The sequence below is a fragment of the Niallia sp. 03133 genome (assembly GCF_052663225.1).
Window position 1 is genome coordinate 20,847 of the sequence record NZ_JBQTCY010000008.1, and the last position, 15,686, is coordinate 36,532.

Here is a 15,686-nt window from a genome sequence, read left to right on the forward strand (position 1 = left end):
TGTGGCGTTCTTAATTTGTGTACCTTAAGTGAGATAAAGGAAACACGAAGAACGTAGTGATTCGATGTTGACTACGCAAACGAGATGAGGGAAGCGTTGAAGTCGATAGGGTGCTTGCGCTAGACACTTGTCAGACTTTAGAAAACTTATACTTTCTTATCTTTTGAAAAAAATATATTTTCAAACTTTAACGAAAATGAAAGTGCTTGTCTATAAAAAAATGGAATGAAGCTGAAAGTTTGAAAAGCAGAAAGAAAGATAGATAAAAAAGAGATAGAAAATTTGAAAAATGTATTCCTTTTTCCTAGCAGAGGTGAACATCTTGAAATGAAAAAAAAGCATTTAGTAACAATTAAAGGAACAAAAAATGGATTAAGTCTACATCTAAACGATAATTGTTCTTTTGAAGAATTGAAACAGGAACTCGCTTCAAAACTGAGTGAAAGCTCTGGCATGCATGGAGACCGAACAGACATTACGGTAAATGTAGAGCTTGGGTATCGATACCTGACGGCAGATCAACAAGAAGAAATAACAAGCTTAATACAGTCAAAAAAAAATCTATCGGTACATTCTATCAATAGCATGATTGTAACAAAGCAAGAAGCGGAAAAATGGGCAAGTGAAAATGAATTAGTTTCTGTTACAAGCATTGTCCGTTCTGGCCAAATTTTAGAGGTTCCAGGAGATTTATTATTAATTGGCGACGTTAATCCCGGCGGGAAGGTAGTTGCCGGAGGAAATATTTTTATTATGGGGCAGTTAAAAGGTGTTGCCCATGCAGGCTGCAATGGAAATGATCAAGCGATTGTCGCTGCTTCTGTCATGAGACCTACTCAGCTGCGAATAAGCAGTTTAATAAATAGAGCGCCAGATCACTACCCTGAAAAAGAAAAGCGCGATATGGAATGTGCTTATGTGGATAATAGCGTTATCCTAATCGATAGATTGCAAGTTTTAACCCATTTAAGACCTAATTTAACAAAATTGGAAGGGGGACTTTAGGATGGGAGAAGCAATTGTTGTAACATCTGGTAAAGGTGGAGTTGGCAAAACAACAACTAGTGCAAATATTGGTACTGCTCTTGCCCTGCAAGGTAAAAAAGTATGTTTAATAGATACAGATATCGGCCTTAGAAATTTGGATGTCGTTATGGGTCTTGAAAATCGAATTATTTATGATTTAGTAGATGTAGTAGAAGAACGATGCAAAATACATCAAGCGCTAGTAAAAGATAAACGATTTGATGATTTATTATACTTACTGCCTGCAGCGCAAACAAGTGATAAAACAGCGGTTCATCCAAGTCAAATGAAAGAATTGGTGCTGAGATTAAAGCAGGACTATGATTATATCATTATTGATTGTCCGGCAGGTATTGAACAAGGCTATAAAAATGCAGTCGCAGGTGCAGACAAGGCAATTGTTGTTACAACACCAGAAGTATCATCTGTTCGGGATGCGGATAGAGTCATCGGTTTATTGGAAAAGGAAGAAAATATCGCTCCGCCTATGCTTGTCATAAATCGCATTCGTAATCATATGGTGAAGAATGGAGATATGCTAGATATTGATGAAGTAACAACCCATTTGTCCATTGATTTATTAGGAATTGTGGCAGATGATGATGAAGTGATTCGAGCTTCAAACAATGGGGAGCCAATCGCTCTAAATCCTAACAGCAAATCATCTATTGCCTACCGTAATATTGCCCGTAGAATTCTTGGGGAATCTGTGCCGCTTCAACATTTGGAAGAGGAATCGAAAGGTGTATTTGCGAAAATTAAAATGTTCTTTGGAGCAAAATAGTATAGTATATGCTTAGAAAAAAAACGGTTCGTACTAGAGACGGCACTGAAAAAGTGAATATTATAAAGTTAACTTCCATCAGTAGGGGTCTTACTGCCCGTTAAGAGTGGGATAAAACATTTTTTCAGTGGCCTCTTACTAGAGAAGCCTTTTTTTTTGCTGTTTTAGTCATACTCTCCGATGCTTGTTCATAGACTTGTACAAATCTGGCGAAAGTGCAAGGGAGGGGTGTGTAATGAATTCGCGAACGGATGATATTCGCAAAAGGATTGAAAAAAGAAAACGAGAACAATCAAGAATGAAAAAAAATATCGATAGCAGAATAATTTGGGATGATGAGGATGAACCAACTTTCCAACGAATGAATGAGCCTTATGACGATGATTATCAACCTATCCATCCGCTGTTTCGCAAAGAATTGTTCTTATTAAAGATTTTAGGTGCTGCCATCCTGTTTTTGACTGTTGCTATCATTACAAAACAACATTCGGAGACTTTTGCACCCGCGGAAAAGGTCATCAGAGAATCAATGAATCAAGAGTTTAATTTTGCAGGCGTTTCGAAATGGTATGAACAACAGTTTGGCAAACCGCTTGCTTTTTTACCGACAGATAAAACAGACCAAACGAATACGAACGAAGATAATCAACTGCAGCATTACGCTCTTTCAGCTTCTGGGAAGATCCTGGAAGACTTTAATGATAATGGACAAAGAGTTGCGATTGAAACAGGAAGTGATACAACGGTTCAGGCAATGAATGAAGGAACGGTTGTTTTTGCAGGTGAAAAAGAAGGGTTTGGCAACACGGTGATCATTCAGCATAGCGATAAAAGCGAATCATGGTACGGAAATTTAAAAGAGATGGATGTAAAAGTATATTCTGTTTTAAAAAAGGGCGATAAAGTAGGCGTTGCATCCAGTTATGAACATAATGATTCGTTAGGATTATTTTACTTTGCCATTAAAAAGGATAACGAGTTTATCAATCCAATTCAGGTGATTGATTTTGAATAAATTCCTTCGTGTATTCAACCATTTGTATATTCATCCACTATTATGGGTTGTCATTACAATCGGTGTAATGACTGCCCATTTTTATGAATTATGTATGCTGATTTTTATTATTTTCATTCATGAATTAGGACATGGAGTAGCAGCTTCGTTTTTTTCCTGGAGAATAAAACGAATTGCTTTATTGCCATTTGGAGGAGTTGCAGAGTTGGATGAGCACGGAAATCGTCCGTTGAAAGAAGAAGCAATTGTGATTATCGCAGGTCCAATTCAGCATATCTGGATGTTTGGTCTTGCCTATTTGCTTTATATCAATGGACTGCTTTCTCTCTCTTTTTATGAAGCATTTTGGCAATATAACAGCATGATACTTTTGTTTAATTTGCTGCCGATCTGGCCATTGGATGGCGGAAAGGTTGTATTTCTTTATTTATCATTAAAAAAATCATTTTCAGTTGCCCACCGGTTATCCTTGCTGTCATCTATAATCGGCATCCTCTTGTTTTTTTTCACAGTTTTAATCATAATGCCGACAAATATAAATGCTTGGATTATTATTTGTTTTTTAGCTTTTTCCCTTTATTATGAATGGAAGCAAAGCAAGTATGTTTTTATGCGGTTTTTATTAGAAAGATATTATGGCAAATCAAAAGAGCTTCGACAATTAAAACCAATAAAAGTGGATGAAGAGGAACAGATTTTTCATGTGTTGGAACACTTCCACAGAGGGTGCAAGCATCCTATTATTATTACTTCAAAAGGAAAAGAAAAGAGGATGCTGGATGAAAACGAAGTGCTCCATGCCTATTTTACGGATAAATTAGTTTCAGTTAAGATAGGGGATCTAATTTATCCTGCATAATTTTTATTATTTGTCCGAAATGAATTTCTTAGAAAGAGAATTTCATTTCGGACAATTTTTTTGTAAAACCCTGTGTTATTGGATGAAAGTTTCTCTTTTTCTAAATATAATATATGATCATAAGAGAAATTATCGTGACATATAAAGGGTGAATTAATTGAATAAAGTGTTAGTAAATATAAAAACAATGGAAAAACGTTTTGTTTATCTAAAAGATAATAAGCTGGAACGACTGTATATTCAACAACCGCAGCAAGTTTCATCGGTTGATAATATTTATTTAGGGCAAGTGACAAAAGTGGCTCCGGGCATGAATGCGGCTTTTGTAGAGATTGGCGAAGGAAAAGGCGGATATTTATCAAAAGAGAAAATGGCTTCTTATGTTTCTGATGAACGAAATATAGAATTAAAGAAGAAAATTAGCATTTCTTCCTTTGTTAAGCAAGGTGAACGAGTTTTTGTACAAGTAGTTAAAGATGCTGCCGGTACAAAGGGACCTAAATTAACAGGCATTTTGGAATTCGCAGGAGACAATCTTATTTATATGCCGTTTGGACGATATACGGCAGTATCCAAAAAAATTGAAGATAAGGAAAAAAGCCGTTTTTTACGCCTAATTGGAAAGGAATTAACAACTGAAAAAGAAGGAATCATATTTCGAACGTCTGCTGCTGGCAGGTCAAAAGAACAATTGGCTACAGAACTGGATGAACTCCGGGAACAGTATAAAACAATCGAAAAGATGGCAGCGCCGCTGAAAAAAGTAGCCTTATTAAAGGAAAAGGACGATTTTGATCATGAGCTGAAAAATGTTTTGGATCAATTGGATCATGCAGAAGTGATAGTAGATGATTTAGAAGAAACAAAAAAATGGAGCAGTAAATATGCTCATCTTCAAGTTGAGTTCTACCAGCAAAAGAAAGGCATTTTCTCTTATTATGATATCGAAAAAGAAATCAATCATGCATTAAAAAGAATTGTATGGCTTGATAATGGCGCTTATTTAATTATAGATGAAACAGAGGCATTAACGATTATTGACGTAAATACAGGCAAATTTGAAGGGAAGCAGCGGATGGAGGATACTGCTTTTCAAACAAATAAGCTTGCTGCAATCGAAGTAGCGAGGCAACTAAAAATCCGCGATATCTCCGGTATTGTATTAGTGGATTTTATTGATATGCCCACAGCAAATCAAGAACAAATTAAAGATCAAATGATTCGAGCGTTGAAACAGGACCGCCGCCAAACAAAAGTAATAGGATTTACAGCTCTAGGCATTCTGCAATTAACGAGAAAGAAAACAGTAAAAGCGATCAAAGAGGTACTGCATACAAAATGTACGGTTTGTGATGGAACTGGTTTTGTCTTAAGTCCGGAAAGCACCGCATTTCAATTAGAAAGAGAACTATGGGAGTATTGGAACACAGATTGCGAATCGATTGTCATTGATGCAACGGAGGATGTGATCCGTGTATTTTCTGGTGAAAAAAATAGGCATAAAAACCGGTTGGAAGAAATGTTAGGATTCAAACTGACATTTCAAAGCAGCGGCATGCCGAAACCGTATTATTCCATTATCTATGCAGGAGAATCGAAAAAATAACAGGGGTTATTTTTCAGCAGAAAAGTGTTCCTATTAAATTCATTGACAGCAGTTGATAATCATGTTAGTATTTTAATGTTGTTTGTAGCACCCGTGCTCTACAACCGCTCAGAACAGGTAAGTAAGTTTTTGCGGTAAGCAAAACGCCTGTGATTGGCGAGTCTTAGTCTAACAAGGAGGTGCAGTTTATGTACGCAATTATTGAAACTGGCGGTAAGCAAATTAAAGTTGAAGAAGGTCAAGCTATCTACATTGAAAAATTAAATGCAGAAGCAGGCGAGACGGTTACTTTTGACAAAATTCTTTTCGTTGGCGGAGAAAATGTAAAAGTAGGAAGTCCAGTTGTTGAAGGAGCTACTGTTACAGCTAAAGTTGAAAAACAAGGCCGTCAAAAGAAAATCATCGTTTTCAAATACAAAGCGAAGAAAAATTACCGTAAAAAACAAGGTCATCGTCAACCATATACTAAAGTTGTTATCGAAAAAATCAACGCGTAAGGTTGAGTTTGCATGATCGATATTACGATTAACAAAGCAGATTCAGGTCTTATTGAATCGTTTACAATCAGCGGACATGCTTTATTTGCAAAAAAAGGGAATGATATTGTATGTGCTGGAGTTTCAGCTGTTTCCATTGGAACCATTAATGCTGTTATTGCCCTTACAGGCATCACTCCCATTATAAAGCAAGGAAAAGATGGCGGGTTTTTAAGCTGTACACTTCCAAAAGAAATGGCGGAGGAAAGCAGACAAAAAATACAGCTTCTTTTAGAAGGCATGGTTGTTTCATTCGAGACGATTGAAAAAGACTATGGAAAATACGTGGCTATCACTTATAATTAAATAGGAGGTGGAACGAATGTTAAGATTAGATCTTCAGTTTTTTGCATCGAAAAAAGGGGTAGGTTCTACAAAGAATGGACGCGACTCTATTTCAAAACGTTTAGGTGCTAAACGTGCAGATGGTCAATTAGTAACTGGTGGAAGCATTCTTTACCGTCAACGCGGTACAAAAATCTATCCAGGAGTAAACGTTGGTCGTGGCGGTGATGATACACTATTCGCAAAAGTTGACGGAATCGTTAAATTTGAGCGTCTTGGTCGTGATCGCAAACAAGTTAGCGTATACCCAGCAGCACAAGAAGCTTAAGCTTCAAATGATAGGCTGACTCATACCTTGAGTCAGCCTATCAATTTGTAAAGACGAATAAAATCACGATAAGCACAGACTTGAAGCGAGCGTTATTACGACTCATTTGGTTAAACCATACATTCCGTGTTTGCCGTATAATATGAGGGCTGTCCATTATATTAAAGTCCACCCTCCACCCAATTTTATGTAGAGCATGCAATGGCTTATTATCTGCATTTAAAGAAGGGGGCATTTGAGGGAACGAGGCTATATGGGGCAGTCCCTTTTGTTTGAATTTAGGAATGCTTTATGGATAAAGGATTCTGGGAAGATTTCTACCTTCAGCTCTTAGACAGAAAGCAGCATGTATTGCTCTCTGTCTAAGAGTTGAATGATCTTTTTATGTAAATAAGATTTTTTCATTTTTTAACCTATTATTTTTACGCAATGTTTACTTTTTTGTTATACTAACTTCAAGCAGTCTTCTGACACTTAATAACCGTGTAGGAGTACAGAGATGAATAAAGACTGGAATACAATAGATTTTTTAAGACATGTACGTCATGATTGGTTAAATAAAATCCAATTGATAAAAGGTAATCTAGCATTAAATAAAGAGGAACGTGTAAAGGAAATCATTGAAGAAATAATAATGGAATCACAGAATGAAGCTAGACTGTCCAATTTGGAAATTCCCCAATTTGCACTATTGCTTTTAACTAGTAATTGGAAAAATTATTCCTTCCAATTAGAATATGAAGTATTAAACGATGGAAAGTGTCTACATATAGAAGATACTGCACTTACGGATTGGACTGCCAAGTTTTTTGAGGTGCTGCATTGCAGTATTAAAGCATATGCAGAAAATCATTTGTCTGTGTCCATTGATCCACAATTCACGGAAGTTAGTTTTTATTTTGATTTTAGCGGAATAATAGAAAATAAAGAGGCTATCCATCATTTTTTAAAAACAGAAGCTTCCAGTAATTTAAAAGTAATACTGCAAGAATTAACAGAAGATGAATTAATCCTTAAATTGTCCATGTTTCCCTAATAGCAAAAAAAAAATTACTTCATTATTATATTAAGAAAACAAAATATTTTCGCAGAGTGTAGACAAAGTAGTTTTAACACAAACTGCAGGCTGATCGAAAACGTTTGTATTTTGTGGCGGTAAGGACAGACTTTTGTAAGGAGCTAAAAGCTTAGGGTAATGAGCACCCGAGCAAAGTCTAGCAGCTAGAAAAGCGAGCGTTTGGCAACAGCCTTATAAGACAAAAGTTTTCGATCGTTCAGGAGGAAAAAAGATATGTTTGTTGATCAGGTCAAGATTTACGTAAAAGGCGGAGATGGAGGCAATGGTATGGTTGCTTTCCGCAGAGAAAAATATGTACCAAAGGGCGGACCAGCTGGCGGGGACGGAGGAAAAGGCGCAAATGTAGTATTTGAAGTGGAAGAAGGATTGCGAACATTAATGGATTTCCGTTATCAGCGCCATTTTAAAGCTCCTCGAGGGGAACATGGAATGTCTAAAAATCAGCATGGGAAAAACTCGAAGGATATGATTGTAAAAGTGCCGCCTGGGACGATCGTGTCAGATGCTGAATCAAAGGAAGTTATTGCAGACTTGACAGAACATGGTCAACAAGCAGTGATTGCCAGAGGCGGAAGAGGCGGCCGTGGTAATTCCAGATTTGCTAGTCCATCCAATCCTGCTCCAGAGCTATCTGAAAACGGTGAACCAGGACAAGAAAGAGAAGTAGTGCTTGAATTAAAAGTATTGGCTGATGTAGGTTTAGTTGGGTTTCCGAGTGTTGGTAAATCCACGCTGCTCTCTGTTGTTTCTGCTGCTAAACCAAAGATTGCTGACTACCATTTTACAACGATTGCACCAAACTTAGGTATGGTAGAAACAGAAGACAGCAGAAGCTTCGTAATGGCAGATTTACCTGGACTAATTGAAGGCGCCCATGCTGGTGTTGGGTTGGGGCATCAATTCCTTCGTCATATTGAGCGGACGAGAGTAATTGTTCATGTTATTGATATGGCTGCAATAGAAGGAAGAGATCCTTATGAAGATTATGTAACCATTAATAAAGAGCTGCAAGAATATAATATGCGTTTATTAGAACGCCCGCAAATCATTGTGGCCAATAAAATGGACATGCCTGATGCAGCTGAAAACTTAGAAATCTTTAAACAGCACTTGAAAGAAGATTATCCTATTTTCCCTGTCTCCGCAGTAACAAGATCAGGGTTAAGAGACCTATTGTTTGCTATTGCTGATAAATTAGAACATACAGCTGAATTCCCATTAGAAGAAGTGGAAGTAGAAGCCGGAGTGCATCGTGTGCTTTATAAACATGAAGCGGATGAACGCCAGTTCTATATTTCCCGTGACTCGGACGGCAGCTTTATATTATCTGGTGATGGAATTGAAAAGCTGTTTAAGATGACAGATTTCTCCCGTGATGAATCTGTAAAAAGATTTGCACGACAAATGCGCGGAATGGGCATCGATGAGGAATTAAGACAACGTGGTGCAAAAGATGGAGATATTGTGAAGCTAATGGATTACGAATTCGAGTTTATTGATTAATGTGGATAGATCCTTTTGAGGTGAGGAAATGAAACAGTATAAATTCGATCAGAAATTTTTTCTAGTTCGAGAAGATGTGCTCCCAGAAGCAATGAAAAAAACACTTGATGCAAAAGAGTTATTGGAGAGAGGAAAAGCGGAATCTGTTTTTGATGCCGTTCAACAAGTCGATTTAAGCAGAAGTGCTTTTTATAAATACAGAGATACTATTTTTCCTTTTCATACGGTTGTAAAAGAACGATTAATTACACTGTTTTTCTTTATAGAAGACCGTTCAGGAACATTATCCAAATTACTCGGTGTTGTTGCTTCTGGAGGATGCAATGTTTTAACAATTCATCAAACGATCCCTTTGCAAGGCAGAGCCAACGTGACCCTTTCCTTAAATACAGCTGATATGGAAATATCCATTAATGCGTTATTGGAAAGACTGCGGGAACTGGAGTTTGTGGAAAAAGTAGAAGTATTGAGCTCTGGGGCTTAAATTTTAGAGATTGATAAAATGATGGAAGAGACGGACGATGTAAATGAAACGAATTCTCTTCGTTTGCCGGCTACATTATTTTGTCACTCTTTTTTTTGCACCTATAGCCAATGATTCGGTTAGTATATTTTCGGGCAAGTTTAGTGTCTCCACCTTCTCTTCTTTGTACCCTCAAGCTTAGAAGTGAAGGGGGCTTGCCAGATGAAATATAATAAAGTGAACCTTTCCATCAGTGGGGGGTTCTTCATCCCCCACTGATGAATAGTTGAACTTATCGGACCTTTACGGGCAGTTATCCCCCACCTAGCTTCCTCGATTTCTCAGCATCTCCGAGGTGGGGGTCTTACTGCCCGTTAAGAGTGGGATAAAAATGGAAAAATGAAATGTCAGAATAAATAAAAGAGTGGAAATATGTGGAGGAGAATAAAAGTGAAAGTAGGTTATTTAGGACCAAAAGCAACATTTACAAATATAGCAGTAAAAAATATGTTTCCAGAAGAAGAAGCAATTCCATATTTAACAATTCCTAATTGTTTTGATGCTGTGATGTTAAATAAAGTGGATGTTGCTTTCGTCCCTATTGAAAACACACTTGAAGGTTCGGTTAATATTACAATGGATTATTTAATACATGAGGTGAATATACCAATAATAGGAGAAATAACTGTTCCAATTAAACAACAATTAATGATCCATCCCTTGCATCAAGAAAATTGGGAGGAAATAGAGGTTATTTACAGTCATTCTCATGCAATTGCACAATGCCACAAATTTCTTCATTCACAATGGAATGGAATCCGAGTTGAAAATACTACTTCTACTGCAGCGGCAGCACAATATATTAAAGAACATCCTGAAATAAAAGGTGCAGCGATTGGAAATGAAATGACGGCAAAAGAATATGGATTAACGATCGTAAAAAAAGATATCCATGATTTTGATAATAACCATACTCGCTTTCTTATTCTTTCAAAAAAAGAGATAGAATTTGCCTCTACTCATTGTGTACATAAAGGAGATAAAACAAGTTTAATGGTTACATTGCCATCAGACAGGTTCGGCGCATTACACCAAGTGTTATCGGCATTTGCCTGGAGAAAGCTTAATTTAATAAAAATTGAATCAAGACCAACGAAAACTGGATTGGGAAACTACTTTTTTATCATTGATCTTGATAGGAAAATAGATGATGTTTTAATTCCCGGAGCTATCGGAGAACTAGAAGCAATTGGCTGCAAAGTTCAATTACTTGGAAGTTATCCTTTTTATGAAATTAAATAAAGTGAACCTTTCCATCAGTAGGCGTTTTCTTCATGTTTTCTTCATCCCTCACTGATGGAAAGCTTGCGTTCCAAAGGATGTGGATCACACAAACGTTGCGACAGGAAGTGGCGTCCTTCGTTTGTGGACCTCCTCGTACCTTAACGGGCAGTTATCCCCTACCTAGCTTTTTCGATTTCTCAGCACCTTAAGGTGGGATCTTACTGCCTGTTAAGATTGGGATAAGAAGAAGCGGGTGAAATAAAAATAGTATGTCCCTTAATTGAGTTGAGGCGCTTGAAAAACTGAGGAATATTGCTGACTTTCAGTTAGAAAGAGTCTAGTTTCATTCAAAACTCCGCTTTAAAAGCCAATCTACAGGAAGGTTAAAACGATCTCTCTGTAGATTGGCTTATATTTGTTGTCAGGCGCTGTGTGCAAATGTTTTGTACATTTTTAATAATAACAGCGTTTATGTTAAATCTTCCATTAAAAAACCAGCGTCTCGCAATGCATCTACAGCTTCTTCCAAAGCTTCCGTTGAAGTCGAACTTAAAGTATGCAGATGGATGCCTTCCGTTAATTGCGACAAATAGGCGGCATTTGTATTCTTTATTCTTTTCATAAATCTCTTTACTTCTTTTCGATTCGATACAAGAATGGAAGCTGTTAAATCCCCATATACAGGATGTTCAATTTTTACATCTTTTACAGTAACTCCGTTGTCCACTAATAAATTCAATTCTTCCTCTGTTCTTTCCGGCCCGTGGTTGCATGCGACGATTTTTTCATAAAGTACTGGCTTTGACTGCTGCAAATATAAATAGCCTTGACTGGTAGCTATTATTGGTTCGTTTTTTGCCTTTAGCAAGGTAATATCGCCCACGATGATTTGTCTGCTTACATTTGTACGTTTCGCCAGTTCACTTCCTGTAAAAGGCCGTGCATGGTCCTGCAATAATGAGAGTATATATGCTCTTCTTTCCTCGCCTAAAAGTTTTTTTGAATCTGTCATAGAATCTCCCCTTTTGTTTTTGTATTAAATGATAATTTTAAAGCAGTAAAGGCTATATATGTATATGGGCGTAAAGAAATAATTTTAATAAGTGATAAAACAAGGAAATAAAACTACTTGTACTATTTTACCAAAAGGAATAATATTCACACTAATCATTTTATATCTTTATAAGGAAAAGAAGAAATTTCTGAATAGAGAATAAATATTTTTATTAGGAATGAATACAAGAGCAAGAAAGTGACTTACACGACCAGCACATAATTCATAAAAAAACAGCATAGATTTTTGTGTAGAACAATAACAATTTTATCCTAACAACATAGACTATATGGACATATGCATAGGAGGGAAGCTATAGTGAAGATCCATATCGTACAGAAAGGGGATACTCTTTGGAAAATCGCAAAAAAATATGGCGTAAGTTTCGAAGAGCTCAAGATGTTAAATTCCCAGCTCAGTAATCCAGATATGATTATGCCCGGAATGAAAATTAAAGTTCCAACAACTGGAGGTAACATAAAAAAAGAAGCTCCAATTGTAGGAGCAAAAAAAGAAATGCCAAAAGCAGAGCATCCATTTGTAAAAGAAAAGCCAAAAACAGCGCCTATTATGGAATACACTCCGAAAAAAGAGGTGCCGAAGAAGGAAATGCCGATAAAAGAGATGCCAAAAGAAAAACCATATACCCCTAAAATGCCAACACCAATTATTCCTGAAATTGACATTAATAATTACTATTCAATGAACATGACAAATGTGGATGTTGATATAGAAATTGAAAAACCACTGCCTAAACCAAAACCGATTGTCAAAGAAACAGTACCAGTTCAACAAGAAGTCTGTCCACCGATTATTCCATATCAGCCAATTTGTGTATCACCAATGATGCCAGGATCTGGATTTCCGCCTGGAGTTTGTCCTCCAGTGCCAATTGAAACGGAACAAATTCCTGGTGTTGCACCAACAGCATATCACCATTGGCAGGATGAGTCTTCTTCCCACCCTTATATGCCGCATCACACACAGCATGGAGAAGTAGGGGGAGCATATAATCCTTATGGGAGTATGCAGGCTATGCCTCAGGCTGGAAATATCCCTCACGAATATTATCAGCAGCCATTAGTGCATTATGGACAAATGCCTGTGGAACACGGCCACGATGTTCCACATCCTTATAAACAGGAGTCATCTTCTGATTACATGGGAATGATGCATACGACGCCATCTGATCCAATGCAAATGCCGTATTCTGGTCCTGCAATGGATGATTGTGGCTGTGGTGGCCCTTCCATGCCGCAGGCTGGCCATTATCCTGAGCATGGATTCAGTCCACAAATGGGAGCCTATCCATTCCCAGAAAGTTACGGTGCAGGAGGCGGAATGCCACAAGGGCAGCAAGGGTTTGCTCCGCAAATGGGGGCCTATCCATTCCCAGAAAGTCACGGTGCAGGAGGCGGGGTGCCGCAAGGACAGCAAGGATTTGCTCCGCAAATGGGAGCCTATCCATTCCCAGAAAGTCACGGTGCAGGAGGCGGGGTGCCGCAAGGACAGCAAGGATTTGCTCCGCAAATGGGAGCCTATCCATTCCCAGAAAGTCACGGTGCAGGAGGCGGGATGCCACAAGGACAGCAAGGATTTGCTCCGCAAATGGGAGCCTATCCATTCCCAGAAAGTCACGGTGCAGGAGGCGGGATGCCGCAAGGGCAGCAAGGATTTGCTCCGCAAATGGGAGCCTATCCATTCCCAGAAAGTTACGATGCAGGAGGTGGAATGCCGCAAGGACAGCAAGGATTTCGACCAGAGATGGCGCAATTGCTGCAGCCTTTTGTAGGGCCAGATGGATATAACCCAATGATACACAGTCCTTATCCTCACGGGGTTGTTGGCAACATTCCGTTCCCAGGATACACACCTGCTGAAGAATTGCATAATGGCAATGTTTCACAAGAATCATTTGCGATGAATCAGCCGCCAGTGCCAGCAGAAATGACACCACCAGTTTTTGGGCCAGGAGGAACAGCTCCAGTTTATATGCCACCGTACCATGGCAATTTTGCTCAACCTCCATTAATGAATCCATATGGAGTAGATGCAAGAACACCGTTTGGAATGCCGTATTACCAAGATGATGAAAGTAGTGACTATGGAAATTAACAAAAAGGGGGACGATTATTTTTTCTATCGTCTCCTCTCTTTATTAAAAAAACAAATTCCTTATACCATTAAAGATATCATCAGCATACAAGCAGATGTATATTTAATTAAAACTGATCATTTATGGTTTATTATTAAAAAATATAGCAGCTATCAAAAACTTAAAATACAGGAAGCGTTCACTAACTCTTTGCTTAAGGAAGGATTTACGAGAACATATCGCTTTTATTTATTTCATGAAGAACCAATCATTTTGGATCGCCAGATTTTTGGCTGTATCGAATATATAGATCCACATAATCAAGTTTTTTCTTATGATAGCAAAGCCAATAGAATGGAAGCTTTACACGTATTAAATACGTATTATGAAACAACTGCAAAATTAGTGGACCGCTATAAACATATTCTCCCCAACCATCAAATGATTGAAAAATGGCAGGCAAGAAGTGCGCAGTTTAAAAGCAACACATCGATTGTTTGTTATTATTTAGACGAGCAATTAATAAATACATTAACCTATTGGGCAGATTGGTCTTTAGAATACTTACAAAAAGAAAGACATTTTTTTGAACATGATGAGTCTGTAATATTACATGGCGATGTTGCTCATCATAATTTTTTGCGAGGTAAAAATGAATTATTATATTTAATTGATTTTGATTTGATTAGTATTGGTCCAAAAAGTGTAGACTATGTACAATTTGCGAATCGAATTTTGCCTCTTATCAACTGGTCGTTTTATCATTTAGAAAAAATTGCGGTTTTTCAGCCATTAATAAAAAATAAAAGCTTTTTAACGGCTTTAGCTTTTCCAAGCGATTTATTCCGAGAGTGGAATCGGTTAATCAGACAGAATAATCAGACAAATACTCGAATGGTTCATCACTTAATCAAACTGACTACAAATCAATTTTCAAAAAGAAGAAAATTTATCCAGAAGATCATGAAAACGGTGGAGAAAATGGAATAATTAAATAAAAGAACTACCTTTACTTAACAGGATGAAAGGAACCCTTTGTACAAAAAATAATGGAGAGCAGAATGCTCCAATCATACAAAGGGGGACTAAATTGTGGACAAATTAAAAAAGGCTGCACCTTTTTTTCTTGGCCTTGTCATCTGTTTAACTGGCTGCGGAATCCAGGATGAAGAAGCAAATAATAAAAAATTAAATACGGCGAAACCGCTTGGCTATTATTCAAATGAACACCATGAAGACAACAAAGGCGGAAATGCCAGAGTGCTGGATGGAGAAGATAATGATGGGCCAATTACCGAAATAATGGACCATACTTATGGTGAAGAAGGTAATCAACGGGATTATCAAGCCCGCAATATAAATAATGTAAATAATAATAATGATACGATTAATTGGAATGAAGGAGCAGAGAATGATAGGAATGACAATAATATAAACGATGTATATGACACCGATTTAGCAGGACAAATTGAGAATGCTGCAGAAAAAGTGAATAATGTGCAGGATGTTCGAACCGCTGTATATGGAGACAGAGTAATTGTTGCCATCCAAGTAAAAGACAATAAAAATAAAGATGATGCGAAACAAAAAACGAATGAAGTAATTAAGCCTCTAATAAATAATAAAAATGTAGACGTTGTTACAGATAAAGGTATTTTTTCCGGAATCGAAGATATAAATAAAAAAATTAGGGATGGACAACCAGAGAAAACTATTTCAAATTCATTTGATAATCTATTTCATACTATTCATGGAAAATAAAGATGACAA

16 protein-coding genes and 1 other annotated feature are annotated in these 15,686 nt (G+C 37.4%); of the genes, 15 read left to right on the plus strand and 1 reads right to left on the minus strand.

From position 1 onward, the window contains the following. Window positions 1-327 precede the first annotated feature (327 nt). The 12 genes from minC to pheA all read left to right on the plus strand — a co-directional run bounded on the left by minC (window position 328) and on the right by pheA (window position 10,785). Window positions 328-1,005, plus strand: coding sequence for a septum site-determining protein MinC (minC, locus tag ACTYBU_RS12335; protein ID WP_445490134.1), 678 nt, complete (start codon window positions 328-330; stop codon window positions 1,003-1,005). Window position 1,006: 1 nt separating this feature from the next. After that, on the plus strand, window positions 1,007-1,810 hold the full coding sequence (gene minD, locus ACTYBU_RS12340; RefSeq protein ID WP_445490136.1) for a septum site-determining protein MinD: 804 nt from the start codon (window positions 1,007-1,009) through the stop codon (window positions 1,808-1,810). 235 nt (window positions 1,811-2,045) lie between these two features. Next, window positions 2,046-2,825: a peptidoglycan DD-metalloendopeptidase family protein gene (locus ACTYBU_RS12345; RefSeq protein ID WP_445490138.1), complete on the plus strand. Its 780-nt coding sequence runs from the start codon at window positions 2,046-2,048 to the stop codon at window positions 2,823-2,825. Continuing rightward, window positions 2,818-3,684, plus strand: coding sequence for a M50 family metallopeptidase (locus ACTYBU_RS12350; RefSeq protein WP_445490140.1), 867 nt, complete (start codon window positions 2,818-2,820; stop codon window positions 3,682-3,684). Before ACTYBU_RS12345 ends, ACTYBU_RS12350 begins: the two co-directional genes overlap by 8 nt. 166 nt (window positions 3,685-3,850) lie before the next feature. Further along, complete coding sequence (locus tag ACTYBU_RS12355; protein WP_445490524.1) at window positions 3,851-5,290, plus strand: Rne/Rng family ribonuclease; 1,440 nt, start codon at window positions 3,851-3,853, stop codon at window positions 5,288-5,290. A gap of 92 nt (window positions 5,291-5,382) precedes the next feature. Beyond that, window positions 5,383-5,464: a sequence feature (ribosomal protein L21 leader region), on the plus strand. Window positions 5,465-5,478: 14 nt separating this feature from the next. Next, complete coding sequence (gene rplU / locus ACTYBU_RS12360) at window positions 5,479-5,787, plus strand: 50S ribosomal protein L21 (RefSeq protein ID WP_445490141.1); 309 nt, start codon at window positions 5,479-5,481, stop codon at window positions 5,785-5,787. A gap of 12 nt (window positions 5,788-5,799) precedes the next feature. Further along, complete coding sequence (locus ACTYBU_RS12365) at window positions 5,800-6,132, plus strand: ribosomal-processing cysteine protease Prp (RefSeq protein WP_445490143.1); 333 nt, start codon at window positions 5,800-5,802, stop codon at window positions 6,130-6,132. 16 nt (window positions 6,133-6,148) lie between these two features. Beyond that, the gene (gene rpmA / locus ACTYBU_RS12370; RefSeq protein ID WP_445490145.1) at window positions 6,149-6,439 is read left to right on the plus strand and encodes a 50S ribosomal protein L27; all 291 of its coding nucleotides are present in this window, start codon (window positions 6,149-6,151) and stop codon (window positions 6,437-6,439) included. A 499-nt stretch (window positions 6,440-6,938) separates the two neighbouring features. Then, window positions 6,939-7,475: a Spo0B C-terminal domain-containing protein gene (locus ACTYBU_RS12375; RefSeq protein ID WP_445490147.1), complete on the plus strand. Its 537-nt coding sequence runs from the start codon at window positions 6,939-6,941 to the stop codon at window positions 7,473-7,475. Window positions 7,476-7,730: 255 nt separating this feature from the next. Next, window positions 7,731-9,020: a GTPase ObgE gene (gene obgE / locus ACTYBU_RS12380; protein WP_445490149.1), complete on the plus strand. Its 1,290-nt coding sequence runs from the start codon at window positions 7,731-7,733 to the stop codon at window positions 9,018-9,020. 28 nt (window positions 9,021-9,048) lie between these two features. Continuing rightward, window positions 9,049-9,504: an ACT domain-containing protein gene (locus ACTYBU_RS12385; RefSeq protein ID WP_445490151.1), complete on the plus strand. Its 456-nt coding sequence runs from the start codon at window positions 9,049-9,051 to the stop codon at window positions 9,502-9,504. A 429-nt stretch (window positions 9,505-9,933) separates the two neighbouring features. Continuing rightward, window positions 9,934-10,785 (plus strand): prephenate dehydratase, encoded by an 852-nt coding sequence (gene pheA / locus ACTYBU_RS12390; RefSeq protein ID WP_445490152.1) that lies wholly within the window; start codon window positions 9,934-9,936, stop codon window positions 10,783-10,785. Between the two features lie 451 nt (window positions 10,786-11,236). Here pheA and ACTYBU_RS12395 read toward each other — a convergent pair whose 3' ends face one another. After that, window positions 11,237-11,779 carry a transcription repressor NadR gene (locus ACTYBU_RS12395; RefSeq protein ID WP_445490154.1) on the minus strand — a complete coding sequence of 181 codons (543 nt, stop codon included), beginning with the start codon at window positions 11,777-11,779 and terminating at the stop codon, window positions 11,237-11,239. Window positions 11,780-12,139: 360 nt separating this feature from the next. Between ACTYBU_RS12395 and safA the strand changes: the two genes are divergently transcribed. From safA to ACTYBU_RS12410, 3 genes are all read left to right on the plus strand, one after another. Continuing rightward, on the plus strand, window positions 12,140-13,936 hold the full coding sequence (gene safA, locus ACTYBU_RS12400; RefSeq protein WP_445490156.1) for a SafA/ExsA family spore coat assembly protein: 1,797 nt from the start codon (window positions 12,140-12,142) through the stop codon (window positions 13,934-13,936). Then, window positions 13,911-14,906, plus strand: coding sequence for a phosphotransferase (locus tag ACTYBU_RS12405; RefSeq protein ID WP_445490158.1), 996 nt, complete (start codon window positions 13,911-13,913; stop codon window positions 14,904-14,906). Before safA ends, ACTYBU_RS12405 begins: the two co-directional genes overlap by 26 nt. Before the next feature lie 102 nt (window positions 14,907-15,008). Next, the gene (locus ACTYBU_RS12410; RefSeq protein ID WP_445490160.1) at window positions 15,009-15,677 is read left to right on the plus strand and encodes a YhcN/YlaJ family sporulation lipoprotein; all 669 of its coding nucleotides are present in this window, start codon (window positions 15,009-15,011) and stop codon (window positions 15,675-15,677) included. Window positions 15,678-15,686 lie beyond the last annotated feature (9 nt).